The sequence below is a fragment of the Streptomyces sp. TLI_146 genome (assembly GCF_002846415.1).
Lineage (GTDB): Bacteria > Actinomycetota > Actinomycetes > Streptomycetales > Streptomycetaceae > Streptomyces.
Window position 1 is genome coordinate 5,398,375 of the sequence record NZ_PJMX01000001.1, and the last position, 24,363, is coordinate 5,422,737.

Annotated in this window: 28 protein-coding genes; 25 read left to right on the top strand and 3 right to left on the bottom strand. The window is 71.7% G+C overall.

The features are described 5' to 3' along the window. Nucleotides 1–28 precede the first annotated feature (28 nt). The 7 genes from infA (at nt 29) to truA (ending at nt 4,240) form a co-directional block, all read left to right on the top strand. Complete coding sequence (infA, locus tag BX283_RS24255) at nt 29–250, top strand: translation initiation factor IF-1 (RefSeq protein ID WP_003956442.1); 222 nt, start codon at nt 29–31, stop codon at nt 248–250. A 28-nt stretch (nt 251–278) separates the two neighbouring features. Then, the gene (gene rpmJ / locus BX283_RS24260; protein ID WP_003956441.1) at nt 279–392 is read left to right on the top strand and encodes a 50S ribosomal protein L36; all 114 of its coding nucleotides are present in this window, start codon (nt 279–281) and stop codon (nt 390–392) included. A gap of 203 nt (nt 393–595) precedes the next feature. After that, entirely contained in the window at nt 596–976 is a 381-nt protein-coding gene (rpsM, locus tag BX283_RS24265; RefSeq protein ID WP_101389611.1) for a 30S ribosomal protein S13, read from the top strand. 66 nt (nt 977–1,042) lie between these two features. Further along, nucleotides 1,043–1,447 carry a 30S ribosomal protein S11 gene (gene rpsK / locus BX283_RS24270; protein WP_003956432.1) on the top strand — a complete coding sequence of 135 codons (405 nt, stop codon included), beginning with the start codon at nt 1,043–1,045 and terminating at the stop codon, nt 1,445–1,447. A gap of 145 nt (nt 1,448–1,592) precedes the next feature. Further along, nucleotides 1,593–2,615, top strand: coding sequence for a DNA-directed RNA polymerase subunit alpha (locus tag BX283_RS24275; RefSeq protein WP_003956430.1), 1,023 nt, complete (start codon nt 1,593–1,595; stop codon nt 2,613–2,615). Nucleotides 2,616–2,787: 172 nt separating this feature from the next. Continuing rightward, the gene (rplQ, locus tag BX283_RS24280; protein ID WP_101389612.1) at nt 2,788–3,279 is read left to right on the top strand and encodes a 50S ribosomal protein L17; all 492 of its coding nucleotides are present in this window, start codon (nt 2,788–2,790) and stop codon (nt 3,277–3,279) included. Between the two features lie 85 nt (nt 3,280–3,364). After that, the gene (truA, locus tag BX283_RS24285) at nt 3,365–4,240 is read left to right on the top strand and encodes a tRNA pseudouridine(38-40) synthase TruA (RefSeq protein WP_101389613.1); all 876 of its coding nucleotides are present in this window, start codon (nt 3,365–3,367) and stop codon (nt 4,238–4,240) included. Between the two features lie 115 nt (nt 4,241–4,355). Here truA and BX283_RS24290 read toward each other — a convergent pair whose 3' ends face one another. Next, nucleotides 4,356–5,213 carry a hypothetical protein gene (locus BX283_RS24290; protein WP_101392547.1) on the bottom strand — a complete coding sequence of 286 codons (858 nt, stop codon included), beginning with the start codon at nt 5,211–5,213 and terminating at the stop codon, nt 4,356–4,358. A 56-nt stretch (nt 5,214–5,269) separates the two neighbouring features. On the opposite strand from BX283_RS24290, the gene BX283_RS24295 reads away from it, so the two are divergent. The 4 genes from BX283_RS24295 to glmM all read left to right on the top strand — a co-directional run bounded on the left by BX283_RS24295 (nt 5,270) and on the right by glmM (nt 9,872). Further along, a complete protein-coding gene (locus tag BX283_RS24295) occupies nt 5,270–6,892 on the top strand; it encodes an ATP-binding cassette domain-containing protein (protein WP_101389614.1) in 1,623 nt (540 codons plus the stop codon). A 485-nt stretch (nt 6,893–7,377) separates the two neighbouring features. Beyond that, nucleotides 7,378–7,821: a 50S ribosomal protein L13 gene (rplM, locus tag BX283_RS24300; RefSeq protein WP_101389615.1), complete on the top strand. Its 444-nt coding sequence runs from the start codon at nt 7,378–7,380 to the stop codon at nt 7,819–7,821. Nucleotides 7,822–7,863: 42 nt separating this feature from the next. Beyond that, complete coding sequence (gene rpsI, locus BX283_RS24305; protein ID WP_067164643.1) at nt 7,864–8,382, top strand: 30S ribosomal protein S9; 519 nt, start codon at nt 7,864–7,866, stop codon at nt 8,380–8,382. Nucleotides 8,383–8,513: 131 nt separating this feature from the next. Then, nucleotides 8,514–9,872, top strand: coding sequence for a phosphoglucosamine mutase (gene glmM / locus BX283_RS24310; protein WP_101389616.1), 1,359 nt, complete (start codon nt 8,514–8,516; stop codon nt 9,870–9,872). Between the two features lie 107 nt (nt 9,873–9,979). Here glmM and coaA read toward each other — a convergent pair whose 3' ends face one another. Further along, nucleotides 9,980–10,972, bottom strand: coding sequence for a type I pantothenate kinase (gene coaA, locus BX283_RS24315; RefSeq protein ID WP_101389617.1), 993 nt, complete (start codon nt 10,970–10,972; stop codon nt 9,980–9,982). 121 nt (nt 10,973–11,093) lie between these two features. Here coaA and glmS point away from each other — a divergent pair, with 121 nt between their 5' ends. From glmS to BX283_RS24355, 8 genes are all read left to right on the top strand, one after another. Beyond that, a complete protein-coding gene (gene glmS / locus BX283_RS24320) occupies nt 11,094–12,941 on the top strand; it encodes a glutamine--fructose-6-phosphate transaminase (isomerizing) (protein WP_101389618.1) in 1,848 nt (615 codons plus the stop codon). Beyond that, on the top strand, nt 12,938–13,306 hold the full coding sequence (locus BX283_RS24325) for a holo-ACP synthase (RefSeq protein WP_101389619.1): 369 nt from the start codon (nt 12,938–12,940) through the stop codon (nt 13,304–13,306). Before glmS ends, BX283_RS24325 begins: the two co-directional genes overlap by 4 nt. Before the next feature lie 281 nt (nt 13,307–13,587). Beyond that, the gene (locus BX283_RS24330; protein WP_101389620.1) at nt 13,588–15,018 is read left to right on the top strand and encodes an NAD(P)H-hydrate dehydratase; all 1,431 of its coding nucleotides are present in this window, start codon (nt 13,588–13,590) and stop codon (nt 15,016–15,018) included. Between the two features lie 348 nt (nt 15,019–15,366). After that, nucleotides 15,367–16,356 carry a L,D-transpeptidase family protein gene (locus tag BX283_RS24335; RefSeq protein WP_101389621.1) on the top strand — a complete coding sequence of 330 codons (990 nt, stop codon included), beginning with the start codon at nt 15,367–15,369 and terminating at the stop codon, nt 16,354–16,356. 41 nt (nt 16,357–16,397) lie between these two features. Then, the gene (alr, locus tag BX283_RS24340; protein ID WP_101392548.1) at nt 16,398–17,549 is read left to right on the top strand and encodes an alanine racemase; all 1,152 of its coding nucleotides are present in this window, start codon (nt 16,398–16,400) and stop codon (nt 17,547–17,549) included. 26 nt (nt 17,550–17,575) lie between these two features. Next, a complete protein-coding gene (locus BX283_RS24345) occupies nt 17,576–18,787 on the top strand; it encodes an alpha/beta fold hydrolase (RefSeq protein WP_101389622.1) in 1,212 nt (403 codons plus the stop codon). Next, nucleotides 18,759–19,265: a tRNA (adenosine(37)-N6)-threonylcarbamoyltransferase complex ATPase subunit type 1 TsaE gene (gene tsaE / locus BX283_RS24350; RefSeq protein ID WP_101389623.1), complete on the top strand. Its 507-nt coding sequence runs from the start codon at nt 18,759–18,761 to the stop codon at nt 19,263–19,265. The genes BX283_RS24345 and tsaE overlap by 29 nt, the downstream gene beginning before the upstream one ends. A 152-nt stretch (nt 19,266–19,417) precedes the next feature. Further along, nucleotides 19,418–19,597: a hypothetical protein gene (locus BX283_RS24355; protein WP_101389624.1), complete on the top strand. Its 180-nt coding sequence runs from the start codon at nt 19,418–19,420 to the stop codon at nt 19,595–19,597. 47 nt (nt 19,598–19,644) lie between these two features. Here the strand turns inward: BX283_RS24355 and BX283_RS24360 are convergent, their stop codons facing one another. Next, nucleotides 19,645–20,205: a hypothetical protein gene (locus tag BX283_RS24360; protein WP_257583740.1), complete on the bottom strand. Its 561-nt coding sequence runs from the start codon at nt 20,203–20,205 to the stop codon at nt 19,645–19,647. Between the two features lie 159 nt (nt 20,206–20,364). Here BX283_RS24360 and tsaB point away from each other — a divergent pair, with 159 nt between their 5' ends. The 6 genes from tsaB (at nt 20,365) to BX283_RS24390 (ending at nt 24,301) form a co-directional block, all read left to right on the top strand. Next, the gene (tsaB, locus tag BX283_RS24365; RefSeq protein WP_101389626.1) at nt 20,365–21,018 is read left to right on the top strand and encodes a tRNA (adenosine(37)-N6)-threonylcarbamoyltransferase complex dimerization subunit type 1 TsaB; all 654 of its coding nucleotides are present in this window, start codon (nt 20,365–20,367) and stop codon (nt 21,016–21,018) included. Nucleotides 21,019–21,035: 17 nt separating this feature from the next. Beyond that, nucleotides 21,036–21,509, top strand: coding sequence for a ribosomal protein S18-alanine N-acetyltransferase (gene rimI, locus BX283_RS24370; RefSeq protein WP_101392549.1), 474 nt, complete (start codon nt 21,036–21,038; stop codon nt 21,507–21,509). Further along, a complete protein-coding gene (gene tsaD, locus BX283_RS24375; RefSeq protein ID WP_101389627.1) occupies nt 21,509–22,612 on the top strand; it encodes a tRNA (adenosine(37)-N6)-threonylcarbamoyltransferase complex transferase subunit TsaD in 1,104 nt (367 codons plus the stop codon). The genes rimI and tsaD overlap by 1 nt, the downstream gene beginning before the upstream one ends. Continuing rightward, nucleotides 22,609–22,875: a hypothetical protein gene (locus tag BX283_RS24380; protein WP_101389628.1), complete on the top strand. Its 267-nt coding sequence runs from the start codon at nt 22,609–22,611 to the stop codon at nt 22,873–22,875. Before tsaD ends, BX283_RS24380 begins: the two co-directional genes overlap by 4 nt. 61 nt (nt 22,876–22,936) lie before the next feature. Then, nucleotides 22,937–23,794, top strand: coding sequence for a polysaccharide deacetylase family protein (locus tag BX283_RS24385; protein WP_257583744.1), 858 nt, complete (start codon nt 22,937–22,939; stop codon nt 23,792–23,794). Between the two features lie 150 nt (nt 23,795–23,944). After that, on the top strand, nt 23,945–24,301 hold the full coding sequence (locus BX283_RS24390) for a YciI family protein (protein ID WP_101389630.1): 357 nt from the start codon (nt 23,945–23,947) through the stop codon (nt 24,299–24,301). Nucleotides 24,302–24,363: the final 62 nt, after the last annotated feature.

Sequence of the window (24,363 nt, forward strand, 5' to 3'; positions counted from 1 at the left end):
TCAAGGTAGCCGATTCGAAAGGCGAAGCGTGGCCAAGAAGCAAGGTGCCATCGAAATCGAGGGCACCGTGATCGAGTCCCTCCCGAACGCCATGTTCAAGGTGGAACTCCAGAACGGTCACAAGGTCCTCGCGCACATCAGCGGCAAGATGCGGATGCACTACATCCGTATCCTCCCGGATGACCGGGTCGTGGTGGAGCTCTCTCCGTACGACCTGACGCGTGGCCGGATCGTCTACCGGTACAAGTAGATCTCACGACCCGGAGAACCTGAATCCCATGAAGGTCAAGCCGAGCGTCAAGAAGATCTGCGACAAGTGCAAGGTGATCCGCCGTCACGGCCGGGTCATGGTCATCTGCGACAACCTGCGCCACAAGCAGCGCCAGGGCTGACGCACGCCGACCGACCTGCATTTACGCAGTTCTTCGCGCGACGCACGTAAATACGTACATACGCAGAGCCCGTCGGGCCGTGTTCCACGGTTGACGACACCTCCGGCGGGGGCCGGGGACCCGGACGTACCACCTCTCAGCAGAGACGGTCGGCGGTCGGGAGTGGTTCTGCGGAAGACCCCCGAACACACAGGAGCCATTGAATGGCACGCGTTTCCGGTGTTGACATCCCGCGCGAAAAGCGCGTGGAGATCGCACTCACCTACGTCTTCGGTATCGGCCGCACCCGGTCCAAGGAGATCCTCTCCTCGACCGGTGTGAACCCGAACACCCGCGTTCGTGACCTGGCCGAAGAGGACCTGGTCAAGATCCGCGAGTACGTGGACGCCAACCTCCGCACCGAGGGTGACCTCCGCCGCGAGATCCAGGCCGACATCCGCCGCAAGGTCGAGATCGGCTGCTACCAGGGTCTGCGCCACCGTCGTGGCCTCCCGGTCCACGGTCAGCGCACCAGCACGAACGCCCGTACCCGCAAGGGCCCGCGTCGCGCGATCGCCGGCAAGAAGAAGCCGGGCAAGAAGTAGTCCTCAGCGGACGCTTGACCACACGGTCTTCGCTGTAGGACCGACCACCTCCCGTAGGAGATATAGATGCCCCCCAAGGGTCGTCAGGGCGCTGCCAAGAAGGTGCGCCGCAAGGAAAAGAAGAACGTCGCTCACGGGCACGCCCACATCAAGAGCACGTTCAACAACACGATCGTCTCGATCACGGACCCCTCGGGCAACGTGATCTCCTGGGCGTCCGCTGGCCACGTCGGCTTCAAGGGCTCCCGCAAGTCGACTCCGTTCGCCGCGCAGATGGCCGCCGAGTCGGCCGCCCGCCGCGCGCAGGAGCACGGCATGCGCAAGGTCGACGTCTTCGTCAAGGGTCCGGGCTCCGGCCGCGAGACCGCGATCCGCTCCCTCCAGGCCACCGGTCTTGAGGTCGGCTCGATCCAGGACGTCACCCCGACGCCGCACAACGGCTGCCGTCCGCCGAAGCGGAGGCGCGTCTGACCCCAGGTGCGTCACGCATCTGTGGTTCGGCCGCTTTTCGGCTTGAAGGTTCTGGGCGGTACGGCTCTTCGGGGCTGTACCGCCCGTACCCTTGTAGTACATGTCGGGCGTCAAATAGTGGGCGCCCACGACTGAAGGAACACACATGCTTATCGCTCAGCGTCCTTCGCTGACCGAAGAGGTCGTCGACGAGTACCGCTCGCGGTTCGTGATCGAGCCGCTGGAGCCGGGCTTCGGCTACACCCTCGGCAACTCCCTGCGCCGCACCCTCCTGTCCTCGATCCCGGGCGCCGCTGTCACCAGCATCCGGATCGACGGCGTTCTGCACGAGTTCACCACCGTGCCGGGCGTCAAGGAGGACGTGACCGACCTCATCCTCAACATCAAGCAGCTGGTCGTCTCCTCGGAGCACGACGAGCCGGTCGTGATGTACCTGCGCAAGCAGGGTCCCGGCCTGGTCACCGCCGCCGACATCGCGCCCCCGGCCGGTGTCGAGGTGCACAACCCGGACCTGGTCCTCGCCACGCTCAACGGCAAGGGCAAGCTGGAGATGGAGCTGACCGTCGAGCGCGGTCGCGGCTACGTCTCCGCCGTGCAGAACAAGCAGGTGGGCCAGGAGATCGGCCGTATCCCGGTCGACTCCATCTACTCGCCGGTGCTCAAGGTCACGTACAAGGTCGAGGCGACCCGTGTCGAGCAGCGCACCGACTTCGACAAGCTGATCGTCGACGTCGAGACCAAGCAGGCCATGCGCCCGCGTGACGCCATGGCGTCCGCCGGCAAGACCCTGGTCGAGCTGTTCGGTCTGGCGCGCGAGCTCAACATCGACGCCGAGGGCATCGACATGGGCCCGTCCCCCACGGACGCCGCCCTGGCCGCCGATCTGGCGCTGCCGATCGAGGAGCTGGAGCTCACCGTTCGGTCGTACAACTGCCTCAAGCGCGAGGGCATCCACTCCGTGGGTGAGCTCGTCGCCCGCTCCGAGGCGGACCTGCTCGACATCCGCAACTTCGGTGCGAAGTCGATCGACGAGGTCAAGGCGAAGCTGGCCGGTATGGGCCTCGCGCTGAAGGACTCGCCTCCCGGCTTCGACCCGACCGCCGCCGCCGACGCGTTCGGCGCGGACGACGACGCCGATGCCGGCTTCGTCGAGACCGAGCAGTACTAAGCGCTCCGCGGGGAGGCTGTACTGCGTCTGCGGACCGGCCGCGGCTGGTCGCGCAGTTCCCCGCGCCCCTTCCAAGCCCCTTCGGGGGCCTGGATCTCCGACTGGCGACCGCCTGCTCGGATACTGACCTCGGTACCTGATACGGCCGGGGCAGACCCCAAGGAGAAACACCATGCCGCGTCCCGCGAAGGGTGCCCGCCTCGGCGGTTCCGCCGCGCACGAGAAGCTGCTCCTCGCCAACCTGGCGAAGTCGCTGTTCGAGCACGGCCGCATCACGACGACCGAGGCCAAGGCCCGCCGCCTGCGTCCGGTCGCCGAGCGCCTGATCACCAAGGCGAAGAAGGGCGACATCCACAACCGTCGCCTGGTGCTGCAGACGATCACCGACAAGGGCATCGTCCACACCCTCTTCACCGAGATCGCGCCGCGCTACTCGGAGCGTCCGGGTGGTTACACCCGTATCACCAAGATCGGCAACCGCCGTGGTGACAACGCGCCGATGGCCGTGATCGAGCTGGTCGAGGGCGAGATCGCCAAGAAGGCGACCGTCGCCGAGGCCGAGGCCGCCGCGAAGCGCGCCGTCAAGGAGGCCGACGAAGCCAAGGCCGCCGAGGCGACCGAGGTCGAGGACGCCGCTGTGGCGGAGGAGTCGAAGGACGCGTAAGCGTTCCGCAGACCGACGGACGGGTCCGTTCCCTTCGGGGGACGGGCCCGTTCCGTTTCCCCGCCGCTCTGAGAGGATCTGTTACGTGAGTGATGAGGTGGAGCCCGGCCGGGTCCGGGTGCGTCTTGACCTGTCGTACGACGGCAAGGACTTCTCCGGCTGGGCCAAGCAGCCCAGTGGCCGCCGGACGGTCCAGGGCGAGATCGAGAGCGCGCTGCGCACGGTGACGCGGTCGTCCGAGACCTACGACCTGACGGTCGCCGGGCGCACCGACGCGGGTGTGCACGCGCGCGGGCAGGTGGCCCATGTCGACCTGCCCGAGGAGGTGTGGGCCGAGCACCGGGAGAAGCTGCTGCGGCGGCTCGCCGGGCGGCTGCCGCACGACGTCCGTATCTGGCGGGTCGGGGAGGCTCCCAGCGGCTTCAACGCGCGCTTCTCCGCGATCTGGCGCCGGTACGCGTACCGGGTGACCGACAACCCCGGGGGCGTCGACCCGCTGCTGCGCGGCCATGTGCTGTGGCACGACTGGGAGTTGGACGTCGAGGCGATGAACGCCGCCTCGGCCGCGCTGCTCGGCGAGCACGACTTCGCGGCGTACTGCAAGAAGCGCGAGGGCGCCACCACCATCCGTACGCTCCAGGAACTGTCCTGGGTGCGCGGCGAGGACGGCATCGTCACGGCGACCGTGCGGGCGGACGCTTTCTGCCACAACATGGTCCGCTCGCTGGTGGGCGCGCTGCTGTACGTCGGTGACGGGCACCGGGGCGTGGAGTGGCCGGGCAAGGTGCTGGCGGCGGCGGTCCGGGACTCGTCGGTGCACGTGGTCAAGCCGCACGGGCTCACCCTGGAGGAAGTCGGCTACCCGGCCGACGAGTTGCTGGCGGCGCGGAGCCGGGAGGCGCGCAACATGAGGACGCTGCCGGGTTCCGCGGGGGCGGATGCCGGGGCTGGTTGCTGCTGAGCTTCGGCCGCGGGCTGTCCGTGGCTGCTCGCGCAGTTCCCCGCGCCCCTTGAATGCCGCTGCGCGGCATCCCCTTGGAGGCGCGAGCAACCCGGCACGGTCCGCGGGCGAGAGCCTAGGCAGGCGGGGCCGTCGCCGCCGCCTGGGCCTGGGCCTCGCCCCGGGCGACTATCTGACGGAACGTGAACTCCGCCAGGTCGTCGCCCGCCGCGAAGGCGTTCTTGTCGCCCTTGGTGACGCTCTTGCCGTTGGTGTAGCCGCTGATGCTGAAGTACGCGTACCGGCCGTGCGAGTTGGCGAGGTTGCGGCAGACCGCGTGGCCGCCGTCGCAGAAGCCGGGGACGCCTTCGCCCGCCAGCGGGGAGAGGCCGATGCCCGCCTGCTGCTTGGCGCGCAGCGCCTTCGCCTCGGTCTCGAAGGTGGCGACGCCTATGGTCACGGCGACGCCGTCCCGTACATAGGTGGCCCGGATGACCTGGTCGCAGCCGTTGGACGTCAGTGTGGAGCCGAGCGAGCCGCGGGTCGCGGCGGCGCAGTCGGTGGTGCGGGCGGTGGGGCCCTTGGTGTAGGTGCGGTCGCCCATCTTCAGCGTCCTGCCGGGGAAGAGCGTGTCGGCGCTCAGCGGCGCCTTGTCCTTCTTGGCGCTGGATATGAAGTCGTGCGGGTTGGCCGGGGGCGGCGGCGCCACCGACGAGAACGACGGCTGCGGCTCGGCGGTGCCGCTGGGCAGGGTCTGCGCGGACGGCAGCTCGCTCGCGGACTTCCCGTCGGCGCCGTCCTTGGAGTCACCGGTGCTCACGATGGCGGTGGCGACGATGGCCACCACCGCGGCCGTGGCCAGCGCCCCGCCGCCGATCAGCAGCCAGCGCTTCCTGCGGCTGCGCGCCGCGGCCTCGTCGGCGAGCGCCGCCCAGTCGGGTGTGCCGCCGCTGTCCCCCGGGCCCCATGCGGGTCCCCCTTGCCCAAAGCTCATGGCGCGCATCTTAATTCGGTTGTGGTCATCCGGACGGGGTGGGCGACAATCCGCCTATGGGACATGTAGAGGCCGCACACCTGGAGTACTACCTGCCGGACGGGCGGGTCCTGCTCGGCGACGCGTCGTTCCGGGTGGGGGAGGGTGCGGTGGTGGCCCTGGTCGGGGCGAACGGCGCCGGCAAGACGACCCTCCTGCGGATGATCTCCGGCGAGCTCCAGCCGCACGGCGGGACCGTCACCGTGGGCGGCGGGCTCGGCGTGATGCCGCAGTTCGTGGGCTCGGTGCGGGACGAGCGTACGGTCCGTGACCTGCTGGTCTCCGTGGCCCAGCCGAGGATCCGGGAGGCGGCGGCCGAGGTGGACCGGGCCGAGCACCTGATCATGACGGTCGACGACGAGGCCGCGCAGATGGCGTACGCGCAGGCGCTGAGCGACTGGGCGGAGGCGCGGGGGTACGAGGCCGAGACGGTCTGGGACATGTGCACGATGGCCGCGCTGGGCGTGCCGTACGAGAAGGCGCAGTTCCGGCAGGTGCGCACGCTCTCCGGCGGTGAGCAGAAGCGGCTGGTCCTGGAGGCGCTGCTGCGCGGCCCGGAGGAGACGCTGCTGCTGGACGAGCCGGACAACTATCTGGACGTGCCGGGCAAGCGCTGGCTGGAGGAGAAGCTGAAGGAGACCCGTAAGACGGTCCTCTTCGTCTCCCACGACCGCGAGCTGCTCTCGCGGGCCGCCGACAAGATCGTGAGCCTGGAGCCGAGCCCGGCGGGCACGGACGTATGGGTGCACGGCGGCGGCTTCGCCACGTACCACGACGCCCGCAAGGAGCGGTTCGCCCGCTTCGAGGAGCTCAAGCGGCGCTGGGACGAGGAGCACGCGCGGCTGAAGGCGCTGGTGCTGCGGCTGCGCAACCAGGCGGCGATCAGCCCGGACATGGCCTCGCGGTACCGGGCGATGCAGACCCGCTTCAAGAAGTTCGAGGAGGCGGGGCCGCCGCCGGAGCCGCCGCGCGAGCAGGAGATCTCGATGCGGCTGCGCGGCGGGCGTACCGGTGTACGGGCCGTGACCTGCGAGAACCTTGAGCTCACGGGGCTCATGAAGCCGTTCTCGCTGGAGATCTTCTACGGGGAGCGGGTGGCGGTCCTCGGGTCGAACGGCTCCGGGAAGTCGCACTTCCTGCGGCTGCTGGCGGGGGATCCGTCGGTGGCGTCCACGGGTACGTGGAAGCTGGGGGCGCGGGTCGTGCCCGGCCACTTCGCGCAGACCCACGCTCATCCCGAGCTCCTCGGGCGCACGCTCGTCGACATCCTGTGGACGGAGCACGCGAAGGACCGGGGCGGGGCGATGTCGGTGCTGCGGCGGTACGAGCTGGAGCGCCAGGGGGACCAGGCCTTCGAGAAGCTCTCCGGGGGGCAGCAGGCCCGCTTCCAGATCCTCCTGCTGGAGCTGGCGGGGACCACGGCGCTGCTCCTGGACGAGCCGACGGACAACCTGGACCTGGAGTCGGCGGAGGCGCTTCAGGACGGCCTTGAGGCCTATGAGGGCACGGTGCTGGCGGTGACCCACGACCGATGGTTCGCTCGTTCGTTCGATCGGTATCTGGTGTTCGGGTCGGACGGGGTGGTCCGGGAGACGGCGGAGCCGGTGTGGGACGAGCGGCGGGTTCAGCGCGCGAGGTAGGGGGTTTCCCGGGGGCTGCGCCCCCGGACCCCGTTTGCAGGGGCCTGCGGCCCTTGCGCCCCGCTTCTTTCGTCTGCGGACCGTGGCGGGCTGGTCGCGCAGTTCCCCGCGCCCCTGAAGGGCTCGGCTTCGCCCTCGCCGTCGCCCGTACCCCCTAGGGGTGCGGGGAACTGCGCGACCAGCCCCCACCGGCCCGCAGGTGACCACGCGCCCCCGGAAGGCGCCCCACCGGTCCGCAGACGAAGGCCGGGCCCCCGAACGGGGGTCGTTTTGACCCGCGCGGGGGAGCGTGGGTATTCTTCTGGTTCGTTATGCGTATTGGCTTGCGTCGTTCTCACGCGAGGGGCCATTACGTAAGTTCTCTGGAGCAGTTACCAGTGGCTCGCATACGGGCAGCGTTCCCGGCATTGTGAGTCCCAGCTGCATGATCGCTTCAGGGTGCAATGTGTCTGGACCCATCCACTGAAGAAGCGAAGGCTACGACCGTGCGTACGTACAGCCCCAAGCCCGGCGACATCACTCGCCAGTGGCACGTAATTGACGCGCAGGACGTCGTCCTGGGCCGTCTGGCGACGACCGCTGCCAACCTCCTCCGGGGCAAGCACAAGCCTGTGTATGCGCCCCACATGGACATGGGCGACTTCGTCATCATCATCAACGCCGACAAGGTTCACCTGTCCGGCAACAAGCGCGAGCAGAAGCTGGCCTACCGCCACTCCGGCTACCCGGGCGGTCTGCGCTCCGTGCGCTACGACGACCTGCTGGCGAACAACCCGGAGAAGGCCGTCGAGAAGGCCATCCGGGGCATGATCCCCAAGAACTCCCTGGGCCGTCAGATGCTCTCGAAGCTGAAGGTCTACTCGGGCGACCAGCACCCCCACGCTGCCCAGCAGCCGGTGCCGTTCGAGATCACCCAGGTCGCGCAGTAGTTCCGGCCACCCCCTAAGACGAAAAAGAATCTGAGGAGCATCGTGGCCGAGACCACTGTCGAGACCCCCGTCGAGGGCGAAGAGACCTACGCGGAGGTCACCACCTTCGAGTCCGAGGTCCCCGTCGAGGGCGAGTACACCACCGAGTCGATGGCGTCCCGCTTCGGCGACCCCCAGCCGGCCGCCGGCCTGGGCCGTCGCAAGAACGCCATCGCCCGCGTCCGGATCGTCCCGGGCACCGGCAAGTGGAAGATCAACGGGCGTACGCTCGAGGACTACTTCCCGAACAAGGTCCACCAGCAGGAAGTCAACGAGCCCTTCAAGGTGCTCGAGCTCGACAACCGCTACGACGTCATCGCCCGCATCTCGGGTGGCGGCGTGTCCGGCCAGGCCGGCGCCCTGCGCCTCGGTGTGGCCCGTGCGCTGAACGAGGCGGACGTCGAGAACAACCGCCCGGCGCTGAAGAAGGCCGGCTTCCTCTCCCGCGACGACCGTGCGGTCGAGCGCAAGAAGGCCGGTCTCAAGAAGGCCCGCAAGGCCCCGCAGTACAGCAAGCGCTAAATCGCGCCTGCCGCCTGTACGGCTCTCGTCCGCCCCGGCAGCACTCTTCGTGCTGCCGGGGCGGCGTTGTTTTTGACACCAGTGGTGGGCGCCCGGGTGCGGCGCCTGGTGGATCTCAATGGAGGACAGCAGTGGGACGACTCTTCGGCACGGACGGTGTACGCGGTGTGGCCAATGCGGATCTGACGGCTGAGCTCGCGCTCGGCCTGTCGGTCGCGGCGGCCCATGTACTGGCCGAGGCGGGTACCTTCGCGGGCCATCGGCCCACCGCGGTGGTCGGGCGCGACCCCCGCGCGTCCGGGGAGTTCCTGGAGGCCGCGGTCGTCGCGGGCCTCGCCAGCGCGGGCGTCGACGTACTGCGCGTCGGTGTGCTGCCGACCCCGGCCGTGGCGTACCTCACGGGCGCGCTCGGCGCGGACCTCGGCGTGATGCTCTCCGCCAGCCACAACGCCATGCCCGACAACGGCATCAAGTTCTTCGCGCGCGGCGGCCACAAGCTCGCCGACGAGCTGGAGGACCGGATCGAGCGCGTGTACGAGCAGCACCGCACGGGCGAGCCGTGGGAGCGGCCGACCGGCGCCGGTGTGGGCCGCGTCCGTACGTACGAGGAGGGCTTCGACAAGTACGTCGCCCACCTCATCGGCGTGCTGCCGAACCGCCTCGACGGTCTGAAGGTCGTCCTCGACGAGGCGCACGGCGCTGCCGCCCGGGTCTCGCCGGAGGCGTTCACGCGGGCCGGGGCCGAGATCGTCACGATCGGCGCCGAGCCGGACGGGCTGAACATCAACGACGGCTGCGGCTCGACCCACCTCGACCTGCTGAAGGCCGCCGTCGTCGAGCACGGCGCCGACCTCGGCATCGCGCACGACGGCGACGCGGACCGCTGCCTGGCCGTGGACGCGCAGGGCAACGAGGTCGACGGCGACCAGATCCTCGCCGTGCTCGCGCTGGCCATGCGCGAGGCGGGCACCCTGCGGGGCAACGCGGTCGTCGGCACCGTCATGTCCAACCTCGGCTTCAAGCTCGCCATGGAGCGCGAGGGCCTCCAGGTGGTCCAGACGGGCGTCGGCGACCGGTACGTCCTGGAGTCGATGAAGGAGCACGGCTACGCGCTGGGCGGCGAGCAGTCCGGCCACGTGATCATCCTCGACCACGCGACCACCGGCGACGGCACCCTCACCGGTCTGATGCTGGCGGCCCGCGTCGCCGCGACCGGCCGCACCCTGGCCGACCTCGCGGGCGTCATGGAGCGCCTGCCGCAGGTCCTGATCAACGTGCCGGACGTCGACAAGTCCCGGGTGGCCACCTCCGCCGAGCTGACCTCCGCGGTCACCGAGGCCGAGCGCGAGCTGGGGACGACCGGCCGGGTGCTGCTGCGCCCGTCGGGCACCGAGCCGCTGGTGCGCGTGATGGTCGAGGCCGCCGACATCGACCAGGCGCGGTCGGTGGCGGGCCGTCTGGCGGACGTGGTGAAGTCCGCGCTGGGCTAGGCCGTTCGCGTACTTCGTACGCCCAACGAGCGGGCCCGCCGGGGGAGTTCCCCCGGCGGGCCCGTTTTCGCGTCTTAGTCTTTGGAGCTCTCAGGGCTCTCAGGCTCTCAGAGCTTGCGGAGCGAGAGCTTCTGCACCTTGTGGTCGGGGCCCTTGCGGACCACGAGGGTGGCGCGGCCGCGGGTGGGGGCCACGTTCTCCACCAGGTTGGGCCGGTTGATGGTCCGCCAGGCGGTGCGCGCGTAGTCGAGCGCCTCCTCCTCCGAGACCTGGGTGTACTTGCGGAAGTACGAGGACGGGTCCTGGAAGGCCGTCTCGCGCAGCTTGCGGAAACGATTCAGGTACCAGGTCTCGATGTCCTCGGTCCGGGCGTCCACGTACACGCTGAAGTCGAAGTAGTCGGCGAGGCCGACCCGGGTGCGGCCGTCCTGGCCCGGCAGGGCGGGCTGGAGCACGTTGAGGCCCTCGACGATGAGGATGTCCGGGCGGCGCACGGTCAGCACCTCGCCGGGGACCCGGTCGTAGATCAGGTGCGAGTAGACGGGCGCGGTCACCTCGTCCTTGCCCGCCTTGATGTCCGCGACGAACCGGGTCAGCGCGCGCCGGTCGTACGACTCGGGGAAGCCCTTGCGCGACATCAGGCCGCGCCGCTGGAGCTCGGCCATCGGATACAGGAAGCCGTCGGTGGTGACCCGCTCCACGCGCGGGTGCTCGGGCCAGCGGGCGAGCATCGCCTGGAGCAGCCGGGCCACCGTGGACTTGCCGACGGCGACCGATCCGGCGACGCCTATGACGAACGGGGTGCCGCGCTGCGCGCCGTGCCCGTTCTTGCCCGCGTCGCCCAGGAACGTGTTGAGGGCGCCGCGCAGCTCGGCGGTGGCCTGCACGTACAGGTTGAGGAGCTGGGACAGCGGCAGATAGACGTCCCGTACTTCGTCCAGGTCGATGACGTCGCCGAGTCCGCGCAGCCGCTCCAGCTCCTCGGCGGTCAGGGGCAGCGGCGACTTGTCGCGCAGCGCGCTCCACTCGCTGCGGGACAGGTCGACGTAGGGGGTCGAGTCCGCTCGGTGCTGGGCGCTTCGTGGCGGCGAAGTGATCACAGGCCCATTGTCGGGGGTGGCGGCCGGTTGTGGGGGGTGGGGTGGGTCACGCGCCGGGCCGCCGGGGGCGGGGCCGGGGGAGTGGCCCCGATTCGCGGCCGTACGGTCGTAGGCTGCCGCCATGTGCGGAATCGTCGGGTACGTGGGAGCGCAGTCAGCGCTCGATGTTGTCATCGCCGGGCTGAAGCGGCTCGAATACCGGGGCTACGACTCGGCCGGGGTCGCGGTCCTCGCCGACGGCGGGCTGGCCGCGGCCAAGAAGGCCGGCAAGCTCGTCAACCTGGAGAAGGCGCTGGTGGACCGGCCGCTGCCGAGCGGCTCGACGGGCATCGGGCACACCCGCTGGGCCACCCACGGCGGGCCGACCGACGCCAACGCCCATCCGCACCTCGACAACGCGGGCCGGGTCGCGGTCGTCCACAACGGGATCATCGAGAACTTCGCGGCGCTGCGGGCCGAGCTGGAGGAGCGCGGGCACGCGCTGGCCTCCGAGACGGACACCGAGGTCGTGGCGCATCTGCTGGCCGAGGCGTACTCCTCCACGGAGGACCTGGCCGAGGCGATGCGGCAGGTGTGCCGCCGGCTGGAGGGCGCGTTCACGCTGGTCGCGGTGCACGCGGACGAGCCGGACGTGGTGGTCGGGGCGCGCCGGAACTCCCCGCTGGTGGTGGGCGTTGGAGAGGGTGAGTCCTTCCTCGCCTCGGACGTGGCCGCGTTCATCGCCCACACGCGGTCCGCGATCGAGCTGGGCCAGGACCAGGTCGTGGAGCTGCGGCGGGACGGTGTGTCGGTCACCGACTTCGACGGGGCTCCCGCACAGGTGCGGTCGTACCACGTGGACTGGGACGCGTCGGCCGCGGAGAAGGGGGGCTATGACTACTTCATGCTCAAGGAGATCGCCGAGCAGCCCAAGGCCGTGGCCGATACGCTGCTCGGCCGGATCGACGGCGCGGGGTCGCTGACGCTCGACGAGGTCCGCATCCCGGTCTCGGTGCTGCGCGAGGTCGACAAGGTGGTGATCGTCGCCTGCGGTACGGCGTACCACGCGGGCATGATCGCCAAGCTGGCGATCGAGCACTGGACGCGGATCCCCTGCGAGACGGAGCTCGCCAGCGAGTTCCGCTACCGGGACCCGATCCTCGACCGGCGCACGCTGGTGATCGCGATCTCGCAGTCCGGCGAGACCATGGACACCCTGATGGCGCTGCGGCACGCGCGCGAGCAGGGCGCGAAGGTGCTGGCGATCTGCAACACCAACGGCTCGACGATTCCCCGCGAGTCGGACGCGGTGCTGTACACGCACGCGGGCCCGGAGGTCGCGGTCGCCTCGACCAAGGCGTTCCTGACCCAGCTGGTGGCCTGCTACCTCGTCGCGCTGTATCTGGGCCAGGTGCGCGGGACGAAGTGGGGCGACGAGATCCGGGCGGTGATCCGGGACCTGGCGTCGATCGCTCGGGACGTCGACCAGGTCCTGGAGACGATGGAGCCGGTGCGGGAGCTGGCGCGGTCGCTGGCGGAGAAGAACACGGTGCTGTTCCTGGGCCGCCACGTGGGCTATCCGGTGGCCCTTGAGGGCGCGCTGAAGCTCAAGGAGCTGGCGTATATGCATGCGGAGGGGTTCGCGGCGGGGGAGCTGAAACACGGCCCGATCGCGCTGATCGAGCAGGACCTGCCGGTGGTGGTCGTGGTCCCGTCGCCGCGCGGCCGCTCGGTGCTCCACGACAAGATCGTCTCCAACATCCAGGAGATCAGGGCGCGGGGGGCGCGGACGATCGTGATCGCGGAGGTCGGGGACGAGGCGGTGGTGCCGTACGCGGACCATCTGATCCGCATCCCCGCCACGCCGACGCTGCTCCAGCCCCTGGTCGCCACGGTCCCGCTCCAGGTCTTCGCCTGCGAGCTGGCCACGGCGCGGGGCAACGAGGTCGACCAGCCGCGCAATCTGGCGAAGTCGGTCACCGTCGAATGATCATCGGGGTGGGTATCGACGTGGCCGAGGTCCAGCGCTTCGGGGAGTCCCTGGAGCGGACGCCCGGGCTGCTCCAACGCCTCTTCGTGGAGCAGGAGTTGCTGCTGCCGAGCGGCGAGCGCCGGGGCACGGCGTCCCTCGCGGTCCGCTTCGCGGCGAAGGAGGCCCTGGCGAAGGCCCTGGGCGCGCCGGCGGGTCTGCACTGGACGGACGCGGAGGTGTACGTGGAGGAGAGCGGGCAGCCGCGGCTGCGGGTGCGGGGGAGTGTGGCCGCGCGGGCGGAGGCGTTGGGGGTTCGGGGGTGGCATGTTTCGCTCAGCCATGATGCGGGGGTGGCGTCCGCGGTGGTGATCGCGGAGGGGTGACGGGCCCTCCGGGGGGTTGGGGGGCTCCCGGGGGCTGTGTCCCCGGGGCCCGTTTTTTGGGGCCGCGCCCCGGGGCCCGTGTTCTTCTGCGGGCCGTCCCCAACTGGTCGCGCAGTTCCCCGCGCCCCTAAAGATGCCGCTGCGCGGCAATCCCCTGGGCGCCCCGCAGGGGCGCATCTAAGGGGCGCGGGGAACTGCGCGAGCAACCACGCACCACCCGCAGACAAAGGCCGGGCGGGGCGGGGTGGCACGGATGCGCGGGATTCGGAAGGGTGGACCCCATGCGTATCGCCTATCGCGTCGAGACCGTCCGTGCCGCCGAGCGGGAGCTGATCGCGCGGCTGCCCGACGGCGCGCTCATGCAGCGCGCCGCCGCCGGCCTGGCCGCCGCCACCGCGGGCATGCTCGGCCGGGTGTACGGCGCCCGCGTCGTCGTGCTCGCGGGCAGCGGCGACAACGGGGGCGACGCGCTGTACGCGGGGGCGCGGCTGGCCCGGCGCGGCGCGGGCGTCAGCGCCGTACTGCTCGCCCCCGACCGCGCCCACCCCGCCAGCCTCGCCGCGTTCCTGCGCGCGGGCGGCCGGGTGGCCGACGACCCGTACGACGTGCTCGCCGCCGCCGACCTCGTCCTCGACGGCATCACCGGCATCGGCGGCCACGGCGGGCTGCGCCCCGACGCCGTCCCCGTGGCCCGTGCGGCGCGCGGCTCGAACGCCCTCGTCGTCGCCGTCGACCTCCCCAGCGGGATCGAGGCGGACAGCGGGGAGGTCCTCGGGGAGGCGCTGCACGCCGACGCGACCGTCACCTTCGGCGCGTACAAGCCGGGCCTGCTCGTCGACCCGGCGCACGCGTACACCGGCGCCGTCCGACTCGTCGACATCGGCCTCGAACCGCACCTCCCGTCCGTGCCGGACTGCGAGGCGTTGCAGCACGCCGACGTGGCGCAGCTGCTGCCGGTGCCGGCGGGGGAGAGCGACAAGTACCGGCGCGGGGTCGTCGGCATCGTCGCCGGGTCCGCGCGCTACCCCGGCGCGGCCGTGCTCGCGGTGGCGGGCGCGCTGCACGGCGGGGCGGGGGCGGTCCGGTACGTCGGGCACGCCGCCGACGACGTCATCGCCCGCTTCCCCGAGACGCTGGTCTCGGCGGGCCCCCCGGCCAAGGCGGGCCGCGTCCAGGCCTGGGTCGTCGGCCCGGGCCTGGGGGACGCCCCCGGGGTCGAAGAGGTCCTCGCGGCGGACGTTCCGGTGCTGGTCGACGCGGACGGGCTGCGGGGCCTGGACCCGTCGGTCGTACGGGCCCGGACCGCGCCGACCCTGCTCACCCCGCATGCCGGGGAGGCGGCGGCGCTGCTCGGGGTGGGGCGGGCGGAGGTGGAGGCCGCGCGGCTCCGCTCCGTACGGGAGCTGGCGGACCGGTACGGCGCGACCGTCCTGCTCAAGGGGTCGACCACACTCGTCGCCGATCCGGGCGGGCGCGCCCCCGTCCGGGTCAACCCGACGGGTACGCCCTGGCTCGCCACGGCGGGCAGCGGCGATGTCCTGTCCGGCCTGGCGGGCTCCCTGCTCGCGGCCGGTCTGACGGCCCGGGACGCGGGCTCGGTCGCGGCGTACCTCCACGGCCTGTCGGCCCGCCACGCCGCGAACGGGGCGCCGCTGACGGCGTCGTCGGTCGCGTCGTCCTTGGCGAACGCGTGGCGAGACGTGTACGCGTGACCCTTCGGGGGCCCGGTGTTCGTCTGCGGCTGAGTGGTGGGCTGATCGCGCAGTTCCCCGCGCCCCTAAGTGCGCCCCTTCGGGGCGATCCCTGTTACTCGCGCCCGCGCGGCGGAGCCGCAAATGTCACAGCCCCGCGCCCCTTAAATGCGCCCCTGCGGGGCGCCCAGGGGATTGCCGCGCAGCGGCACCTTCAGGGGCGCGGGGAACTGCGCGACCAGCCCACCACGGTCCGCGGCCGTACGACAGCCCTCGGAGAGTTTCGGGAAGGGGCGGGGTGGGGGAAACAAACCCCCGCCACCCGCGCGGCACCCCCCACACCCCACCCCCCACCGCTTCGCTGACCCCATGACCGAACGACGCCCCCACACCCCCCAAACCCCCCGCACCCCCCACATCCCCCTCCCTAAACGCCTCACCCTCCACCTCGCTGCCCTCGCCACCTGCCTCACCCTCTGCGGCGCCGCCTACCCCGTCCCCCCGCACCCGGGCCCGGGCCCCGCCCCAGGACCCGTCGCCCCGGACCCCGCCCCGGATCCCGCCCCCGACAGCCCCGCCCCCGTCGACGCCCTCGTCCCGGGGGAGCCGCGGGCGCCGGGGCAGGTCGTGTATCTCATGGACACGCCTGACCAGGTGCTGCCGCCACTCGTGTACGAGCCCACCGCCGCAGAGGAGGCCGTCGAGCCCGCGGCGCCCGCGGCCGGCGTGGAGCGGCTGGTCGAGTACGTGCCCGGCAACGAGGTCGGCGTCGCCGCGTGCAGCCGGCAGGCGGGGCCGTACCAGCGGCAGGTGGAGCGGTGGCTGAAGCTGCCGGCCGACGGGAAGCAGTCCGCCGCCGACTGCGCCGCCATCCGCCGCTTCCAGACCGACCACGGCATCCGCCCGAACAGCGGCTTCGCCGGGCCCGCCACCTGGGGCACCATGCGGCTGCTCGCCGCCCGGGCCAACCCCAACGCCGCCGGCCACTGCCCCGTCCGCCGGACCCGGATCGCCTGCGTCGACCTCGACCGGCAGATCATGTGGGTGCAGAAGCAGACAAAGGTGACTTTCGGGCCGGTCGCCATTCGGAGCGGACGGCCCGGGTTCGCCACCCGTACCGGCACCTACCCCGTCTACTGGCGGCACAAGAACCACTGGTCGACCATCTACAACGCGCCCATGCCGTACGCCCAGTTCTTCAGCGGCGGACAGGCCTTCCACGCCATCTACGACAACATCTACTCCACCGTCGGATCGCGCGGATGCGTCAATCTGACCTACTCGGACGCCAAGCGGCTGTGGGGCGCGCTCGCCAAGGGTGACCCGGTCCACATCTGGGGGCGCAGGCCCGGCGCCTGAGCTGGGGGCGCAGCTCTGAGAGACTTGGCGCGATGACCGCGATGACTCAGACAGTGCACACGCGAGCGCGCGCCGAGATCGATCTGGCCGCCCTGCGCGCCAACGTCCGTGCGCTGCGCGCCCGTACCCCCGGCGCGCAGCTCATGGCCGTGGTGAAGGCGGACGCGTACGGGCACGGCGCCGTGCCGTGCGCCCGGGCCGCGATCGAGGCGGGCGCCACCTGGGTCGGCACCGCCACCCCGGACGAGGCCCTGGCGCTGCGCGCGGCCGGGATCGGCGGGCGGATGCTCTGCTGGCTCTGGACGCCGGGCGGGCCCTGGCGCGAGGCCGTCGAGGCCGACATCGATGTGTCGGTCAGCGGGATGTGGGCCCTGGAAGAGGTCATCGAGGGCGCTCGGGCCGCCGGGCGCGTCGCCCGCATCCAGCTCAAGGCCGACACCGGGCTCGGGCGCAACGGGTGCCAGCCCGCCGACTGGCCCGCGCTCGTCCAGGCCGCCCTCGCCGCCCCCGAGGTCCGCGTCACCGGCCTGTGGTCGCACTTCGCCTGCGCCGACGAGCCCGGCCACCCCTCCATCGCCCCCCAGCTCGCCCTCTTCCGCGAGATGGTCGCGTACGCCGAGAAGGAGGGCGTCGAGCCGGAGGTGCGGCACATGGCCAACTCCCCGGCCACCCTCACCCTCCCCGAGACGCACTTCGACCTCGTACGGCCCGGGATCGCCATGTACGGGATCTCCCCGTCGCCCGAGCTCGGCGTCCCGGGCGACTTCGGGCTGCGGCCGGTGATGACGCTCGCCGCGTCCGTGGCGCTGGCCAAGCAGGTCCCGGCGGGCCACGGCGTCAGCTATGGGCACCACTACGTCACCCCGCGCGAGACGACCCTCGCGCTCGTCCCGCTCGGCTACGCCGACGGCATCCCGCGGCACGCCTCCGGGCGCGGGCCCGTGCTCGTGGGGGGCCGGGTGCGGACGGTGGCGGGCCGGGTCGCCATGGACCAGTTCGTCGTCGACCTCGACGGGGACACGGTCGAGGAGGGCGCGGAGGCGATCCTGTTCGGGCCGGGCGACCGGGGCGAGCCGAGCGCCCAGGACTGGGCCGAGGCCGCGGACACCATCGCGTACGAGATCGTCACCCGGATCGGTTCGCGGGTGCCGCGCGTCCATCTCCACGAGCTCGACGAGAATTCCGACAGCTGAACCCGCGGACCACGAGGAGCGGCACGGTGAGCGAGACCAGCACGGGGGACGTGGCGCGGGCGGCCGCGGGCAGCTGGCGCCGGGCGGGTCTGGCCGGGGCCGCGATAGGCGTGGTCGCGGCGGGAGCCGCCGCCGGGGTCGCGGTCGAGCGGCTCACCGTCGGGCGCGGTATGCGCAAGAAGGCCCGGCTCGCGCTGGACGCGGCGGGGCCGTACGGCGCGCTGCGCGGCACGCCGGGGCGCGCGTACGCCGACGACGGCACCGAGCTCTACTACGAGATCGACGAGGCCGAGCCGTCCGCCCAGGTCAACGGGGCGCGCAAGCGGCGGCTGTTCGGCCGCAAGGCGCCCGCGCCCGTCACCGTCGTCTTCTCGCACGGCTTCTGTCTGAGCCAGGACGCCTGGCACTTCCAGCGGGCCGCCCTGCGCGGGGTCGTGCGGACCGTCCACTGGGACCAGCGCAGCCACGGCCGCTCGGCGCGCGGCGAGGCGCAGACGCAGGGCAGGCCGGTCACCATCGACCAGCTGGGCCGCGACCTCAAGGCGGTCCTGGACGCGGCCGCCCCCGAGGGGCCGCTGGTGCTGGTGGGGCACTCGATGGGCGGGATGACGGTGATGGCGCTGGCCGACCAGTACCCGGAGCTGATCCGCGACCGGGTCGTCGGCGTCGCCTTCGTCGGTACGTCCTCGGGCCGGCTCGGCGAGGTCAGCTACGGGCTGCCGGTGGCGGGGGTCAACGCGGTGCGCCGCATCCTGCCCGGCGTGCTGAAGGCGCTGGGCTCGCAGGCGGAGCTGGTGGAGCGGGGGCGGCGGGCCACGGCCGACCTCTTCGCCGGGATGATCAAGCGCTACTCGTTCTCCTCGAAGGACGTGGACCCGGCGGTGGCCCGGTTCGCCGAGCGGATGATCGAGGGGACGCCGATCGACGTGGTCGCCGAGTTCTACCCGGCCTTCGACGACCACGACAAGGAGGCGGCGCTCCAGATCTTCGCCGAGGTGCCCGCGCTGGTCCTGGCCGGCGACCGCGACCTGGTCACGCCCAGCTCGCACAGCGAGTCCATCGCGGACCTGCTGCCCGACGCCGAGCTGGTCATCGTGCCCGACGGCGGGCACCTGGTGATGCTGGAGCACCCGGAGACGGTCACCGACCGCCTGGCGGACCTGCTGGTGCGGGTCGGCGCGGTGCCGGAGGCGACTAACGTTGGCTCGTATGGAAGCACCGCACAGCCAGGCCACTGACGCCACCACCAGGCTCACGCTCGACTCCCCGGCCGAGATGCAGGAGTTGGGCCGCAAGATCGCCAAACTGCTCCGCCCGGGCGACCTCGTCCTGCTCACCGGCGAGCTCGGCGCGGGCAAGACGACACTGGCGCGCGGCCTCGGCGAGGGCCTCGGGGTGCGCGGCGCGGTGACCTCCCCCACCTTCGTGATCGCCCGGGTCCACCCGTCCCTGACCGGCGGCCCGGCCCTGGTGCACGTGGACGCGTACCGGCTCGGCGGCGGTCTGGACGAGATGGAGGACCTCGACCTCGACGTCTCGCTGCCGGAGTCCGTGGTGGTCGTGGAGTGGGGCGACGGCAAGGTGGAAGACCTCTCCGACGACCGGCTGCACGTGGTCATCGACCGGGTGGTCGGCGAGACGGACGACGACCGCCGGGTGGTGACCGTGAACGGTCTGGGTACGCGATGGGCGGGCGCCGGGATCGACGGCCTGTAGCCGCCTGGCGCGGGGCGGGGCGCGTGGGACACGTACGTTCCGACAAGCCGTCGGCAAAATGTTGCGCGGGTCCCGCCGGGCGTGGTCACATGGTAGGAGAGACCTGGTTAGGTCTACCTAACCACGCCTTCTCCAGGAGCCGGGAGGCCGCCATGACCGTGTCGGAGCGCGAAGCGCAGCCGCGGCGTACGCAGGGTGTGTCCATGAGCGATCTGCTGGCCTCCTGCGCGGCGGCGAACGCCGTCTCGACCCCGCCGAAGCGGGCGGAGCAGGACGCGGCGGAGCCGGAGGCGTCGGCCGAGGAGAGCGGCCCACGGCGCGACGCCGCCTGACCCGTATCACTCGTTCGGGTGTTTCTCGCGGTAGGTGAGCGTGCGCTCTACTGCACCACGACGATCTTCGAGCCGATCGTGGCGAACGTCCACAGCGCGTTGCCGTCCTCGCGCTTCATCCGGATGCCGCCGGTGCGCTTGCTCGGGTCGGGGCTGGCCACCTTGCCGTTGACCGCCGCGCTGAAGCCGATCGTGACCGAGTCGACGGTGGCGAACCGTACGACGTGCTCGATCTGCACCCCGTCCGAGCCGGGCACGGACGCGGCCCGCGAGGTCACCGCGTAGTTGCCGGGCCTGGGGCTGACCGTCGACGGCATGACCTCGAAGGTCTTGGGCGGCAGGCCCTTGAGCGTCTTGGTGCCGACCAGCCAGACGCGCTTGGCGCTCAGCGAGTACACGACGCGCGGGCCGACGCCGGAGTTCTCCGGCAGCGCCGTCACGTTCTTCGACGGCACCTTGCCCTTGGGGGGCACCGCCGACGAGGAGCTCGGCGCGGGCGAGACGGTGGTGCCCGGCGCGGCCAGATCGGCCTTCGACGGGGAGTTCGCCGACGCCTGATAGGCGAGGAAGCCGACCACCGCGAGCGCGGCCGCGGTGAGCCCGGCCACAAATCCCGAGCTGCTCCTTGCCACCTGGCTCGCCCCTTTCGTACGTACAGGCATACGGATGTGTACAAGCCTGCGGTCATATCTGCGGCTGACGGTAGCAGCCGGGGGCGGCGGGGGCGGGACGCCGTGCCCCCGGCGCCGTGGCCGTAGGCTGTTCGCGTGCTCTTGCTCGCCGTTGATACCGCCACCCCCGCCGTGACCGTCGCCCTGCACGACGGCACGGACGTCGTCGCCGAGACCAGCCGGGTGGACGCCCGGCGCCACGGGGAACTGCTGCTGCCCGCCGTCCACCAGGTGCTCGGGGACGCCGGGCGCACGCTCGACGCCGTCACCGGCCTGGTCGTCGGGGTCGGCCCCGGCCCGTACACGGGACTGCGCGTCGGTCTGGTGACGGCCGCGACCTTCGGCTCGGTACTCGGGGTGCCCGTCCACGGCCTGTGCACGCTCGACGGCCTGGCCTACGCCTCCGGCATCGAGGAGCCGTTCGTCGTCGCCACCGACGCGCGCCGCAAAGAGGTCTACTGGGCCCGCTACGACGACTTCCGCACCCGGGTGAGCGAGCCGTCCGTGGACCGGCCCGCCGACATCGCCGAGCAGGTCGCCGGGCTGCCGGTGGTCGGCGCGGGCGCGCTGCTCTACCCCGAGGTGTTCCCGGACGCGCGCGGCCCCGAGCACCAGTCGGCGGCGGCGCTGGCCGCGCTGGCCGCGGAGAGGCTCGCGGCGGGCGAGGAGTTCCTGGCGCCGCTGCCGCTGTATCTGCGCCGCCCGGACGCGCAGGTGCCCAAGAACTACAAGGTGGTCACTCCCCAGTGAGCGTGGTGCTCCGCGAGATGCGCTGGTGGGACATAGAACCGGTGCTCGCGCTCGAACACGACCTGTTCCCCGAGGACGCCTGGTCGGCGGGGATGTTCTGGTCGGAGCTCGCGCACGCCAGGGGCCCGGGCGCCACCCGGCGCTATGTGGTCGCCGAGGACGGGGCGGGCCGGCTGGTCGGCTACGCGGGACTCGCGGCCGCGGGCGGCCTCGGGGACGTCCAGACCATCGCCGCCGCCCGCGACCAGTGGGGCACGGGCCTCGGCGCCCGGCTCCTGACCGACCTGCTCAAGCACGCCACCGCCTTCGAGTGCGACGAGGTCCTGCTCGAAGTACGCGTGGACAACACCCGGGCCCAGAAGCTCTACGAGCGCTTCGGCTTCGAGCCCATCGGATTCCGGCGGGGCTACTACCAGCCGGGCAACGTCGACGCGCTCGTGATGCGCCTGATCGTCCAGGAACACAACCGAGGAACAGAAGAGACTGACTGATGGCTGACGAACCGCTGGTACTCGGCATCGAGACCTCCTGCGACGAGACCGGCGTCGGCATCGTGCGCGGCACGACGCTGCTCGCCGACGCCGTCGCGTCCAGCGTGGACACCCACGCCCGGTTCGGCGGCGTGGTGCCCGAGATCGCCTCGCGCGCGCACCTGGAGGCGATGGTCCCCACCATCGAGCGCGCCCTGAAGACGGCCGGCATCTCCGCCCGGGACCTCGACGGCATCGCGGTGACGGCGGGCCCGGGCCTGGCGGGCGCGCTGCTCGTCGGCGTCTCGGCCGCCAAGGCGTACGCGTACGCCCTGAACAAGCCGCTGTACGGGGTGAACCACCTGGCCTCGCACATCTGCGTCGACCAGCTGGAGCACGGGCCGCTGCCCGAGCCCACGATGGCGCTGCTGGTCAGCGGCGGCCACTCCTCGCTGCTGCTGGCGCCCGACATCACCGCCGACGTCCGCCCCATGGGCGCGACGATCGACGACGCGGCGGGCGAGGCCTTCGACAAGATCGCGCGCGTGCTCGACCTGGGCTTCCCCGGCGGCCCGGTGATCGACCGGCTCGCCAAGGAGGGCGACCCGACGGCGATCGCGTTCCCGCGCGGCCTGAGCGGCTCGCGCGACCCGGCGTACGACTTCTCCTTCTCGGGGCTGAAGACGGCCGTGGCCCGCTGGATCGAGGCGAAGCGGAACGCGGGCGAGGAGGTGCCGGTGCGGGACGTGGCCGCCTCCTTCCAGGAGGCCGTGGTCGACGTCCTGACCCGCAAGGCCGTCCGGGCCTGCAAGGACGAGGGCGTGGACCATCTGATGATCGGCGGCGGGGTCGCGGCCAACTCGCGGCTGCGGGCGCTCGCCCAGGAGCGGTGCGAGAAGGCGGGCATCCGGCTGCGGGTGCCCCGGCCCGGTCTGTGCACGGACAACGGCGCGATGGTGGCGGCGCTCGGCGCGGAGATGGTGGCGCGCAACCGGCCCGCCTCGGACCTGGATCTGTCGGCGGACTCCTCGCTGCCGGTGACGGACCCGCATGTGCCGGGCGCGGGCCACTCCCACGACCACGACCATGTGCACGAGGTCAGCAAGGAGAACCTGTACCCGTGACGGTCGCCCTGATGTGGGAGGCGCGGGCGGTCCAGGGCCGGGGCGGGGACCTCCTCGCCTGGGCCCGGGCCCAGACGCTGCCGTACGCGCCGGTGCGCCGGGAGGTCTTCGCGGCGCCGCAGGACCGGGTGCTCGTGATCACCTGGTGGGACGCGGCGTACGACGCGGAGCTGCCCGAACTGCCCGAGCCGGACGGGGAGTTGGTGGCCAGACCCGTCCACCGCTGGCGCTTCGAGTCACTCGGCGTGGAACCTCCGGCCTGAATTCTGCATCGATCTGTACGCAGGGGGCGTATCGGTCGGCGGTTCGGGGTTGGTTCACACAGTGGGTAAGAAGAGCGCGGCAGCGGCGGCACTGGTCCTGTCCGGGGTGCTGCTCGCCACGGGCTGCTCGTCCGGCGGCGGCTCCGGGGCGGGCCCCGCCAAGACCGGCGGCGCTGCGGCGCCCACGCCCTCCGCACCGGCCTCCGGGCCCGCCGGGGGCGCCGGGGACGGCCCCGCGAGCGCGGCCGCGTACCAGAAGTGGGGCCTCAAGCCGCTGCCCGCCGCCCCGGCGCCGCCCGCGCGCAAGCCGGTGCAGCCGAAGCCGGGCGAGGTCCCGGTGATCAGCGACATCCCCACCAAGGAGAAGGTCGTCTTCCTGACCTTCGACGACGGGGCCGAGAAGGACCCCAGGTTCGTGGAGATGATGCGGGACCTGAAGATCCCGTTCACGATGTTCCTCACCGACGCGGCGATCAGCGGGAACAAGGGCTATTTCAAGCCGCTCCAGCAGCTCGGCAACGCGATCCAGAACCACACCCTGACGCACCCCAACATGCGGACCGAGAGCGGCGACCAGCAGCAGCGCCAGATATGCGGCCAGCAGGAGAAGCTGGCCAAGGAGTACGGCAAGGCGCCCCGGCTCTTCCGGCCGCCGTACGGCAACTGGAACGAGGCGACGCGCGCGGCGGCCAAGGCGTGCGGGATCCAGTCGATCGTGCTGTGGCGCGAGTCGATGCAGATCCAGAACATGCAGTACCAGCGCGGCGACAAGAAGCTCCACCCCGGCGACATCGTCCTGGCCCACTTCCGGGGCAAGAGCGAGCTCAAGGGCCACACGATGACCGAGATGACGGCGAACATGCTCCGCCACATCCAGGAGCAGGGCTTCGCGGTGGCGCGCCTGGAGGACTACGTCTAGAAAAAAGTGGGGCGGAATTCCTCCCGCCGTGTCGAATCCGGGCCGGGCCGTTCGACGTAAGGGTGAGAGGCGGGGAAACGGCCCCGTCGCCACGGGGCGACAGCCCCGCCGCCACCCTTCCGGACTTCCGGACGCCACGAGGAGAACACCATGCCGCGCTACCTGTCCATGATCCGCGTCAACGAGGCCGACGCCCCCGCCGAGGGCCCCAGCGCCGAGCTGATGGAGCGGATGGGCCACCTGATCGAGGAGATGACCAAGGCCGGGGTGCTGCTCGACACCGCCGGGCTCACCCCCACCGCCCAGGGCACCAGGATCACCTGGGCGGGCGGGCGGCTTTCGACGACCGACGGCCCGTTCACCGAGTCCAAGGAGGTCGTCGGCGGCTACGCGCTCCTGCAGTGCAAGGACAGGGCCGAGGCGATCGAGTGGACCAAGCGGTTCCTGACGATCCACGAGGAGCACTGGACGGTCACCTGCGAGCTCCGCGAGATCGCCGAGGGCTGACACCGCGTCCCCGGCCCGGCGCCGATTGCCGTCGGGCCGCGCGGGTGCTCTCATGACTGCCC

Coding starts and splice junctions, on each gene's coding strand:
- rpmJ (WP_003956441.1), top strand. CDS start 279: ATGAAGGTCAAGCCGAGCGTCAAGAAGATCTGCGACAAGTGCAAGGTG.
- rpsM (WP_101389611.1), top strand. CDS start 596: ATGGCACGCGTTTCCGGTGTTGACATCCCGCGCGAAAAGCGCGTGGAG.
- rpsK (WP_003956432.1), top strand. CDS start 1,043: ATGCCCCCCAAGGGTCGTCAGGGCGCTGCCAAGAAGGTGCGCCGCAAG.
- BX283_RS24275 (WP_003956430.1), top strand. CDS start 1,593: ATGCTTATCGCTCAGCGTCCTTCGCTGACCGAAGAGGTCGTCGACGAG.
- rplQ (WP_101389612.1), top strand. CDS start 2,788: ATGCCGCGTCCCGCGAAGGGTGCCCGCCTCGGCGGTTCCGCCGCGCAC.
- BX283_RS24290 (WP_101392547.1), bottom strand. CDS start 5,213: ATGAGCTTTGGGCAAGGGGGACCCGCATGGGGCCCGGGGGACAGCGGC.
- BX283_RS24295 (WP_101389614.1), top strand. CDS start 5,270: ATGGGACATGTAGAGGCCGCACACCTGGAGTACTACCTGCCGGACGGG.
- glmS (WP_101389618.1), top strand. CDS start 11,094: ATGTGCGGAATCGTCGGGTACGTGGGAGCGCAGTCAGCGCTCGATGTT.
- BX283_RS24325 (WP_101389619.1), top strand. CDS start 12,938: ATGATCATCGGGGTGGGTATCGACGTGGCCGAGGTCCAGCGCTTCGGG.
- BX283_RS24330 (WP_101389620.1), top strand. CDS start 13,588: ATGCGTATCGCCTATCGCGTCGAGACCGTCCGTGCCGCCGAGCGGGAG.
- BX283_RS24335 (WP_101389621.1), top strand. CDS start 15,367: ATGACCGAACGACGCCCCCACACCCCCCAAACCCCCCGCACCCCCCAC.
- alr (WP_101392548.1), top strand. CDS start 16,398: ATGACTCAGACAGTGCACACGCGAGCGCGCGCCGAGATCGATCTGGCC.
- tsaE (WP_101389623.1), top strand. CDS start 18,759: ATGGAAGCACCGCACAGCCAGGCCACTGACGCCACCACCAGGCTCACG.
- BX283_RS24355 (WP_101389624.1), top strand. CDS start 19,418: ATGACCGTGTCGGAGCGCGAAGCGCAGCCGCGGCGTACGCAGGGTGTG.
- rimI (WP_101392549.1), top strand. CDS start 21,036: ATGCGCTGGTGGGACATAGAACCGGTGCTCGCGCTCGAACACGACCTG.
- tsaD (WP_101389627.1), top strand. CDS start 21,509: ATGGCTGACGAACCGCTGGTACTCGGCATCGAGACCTCCTGCGACGAG.
- BX283_RS24390 (WP_101389630.1), top strand. CDS start 23,945: ATGCCGCGCTACCTGTCCATGATCCGCGTCAACGAGGCCGACGCCCCC.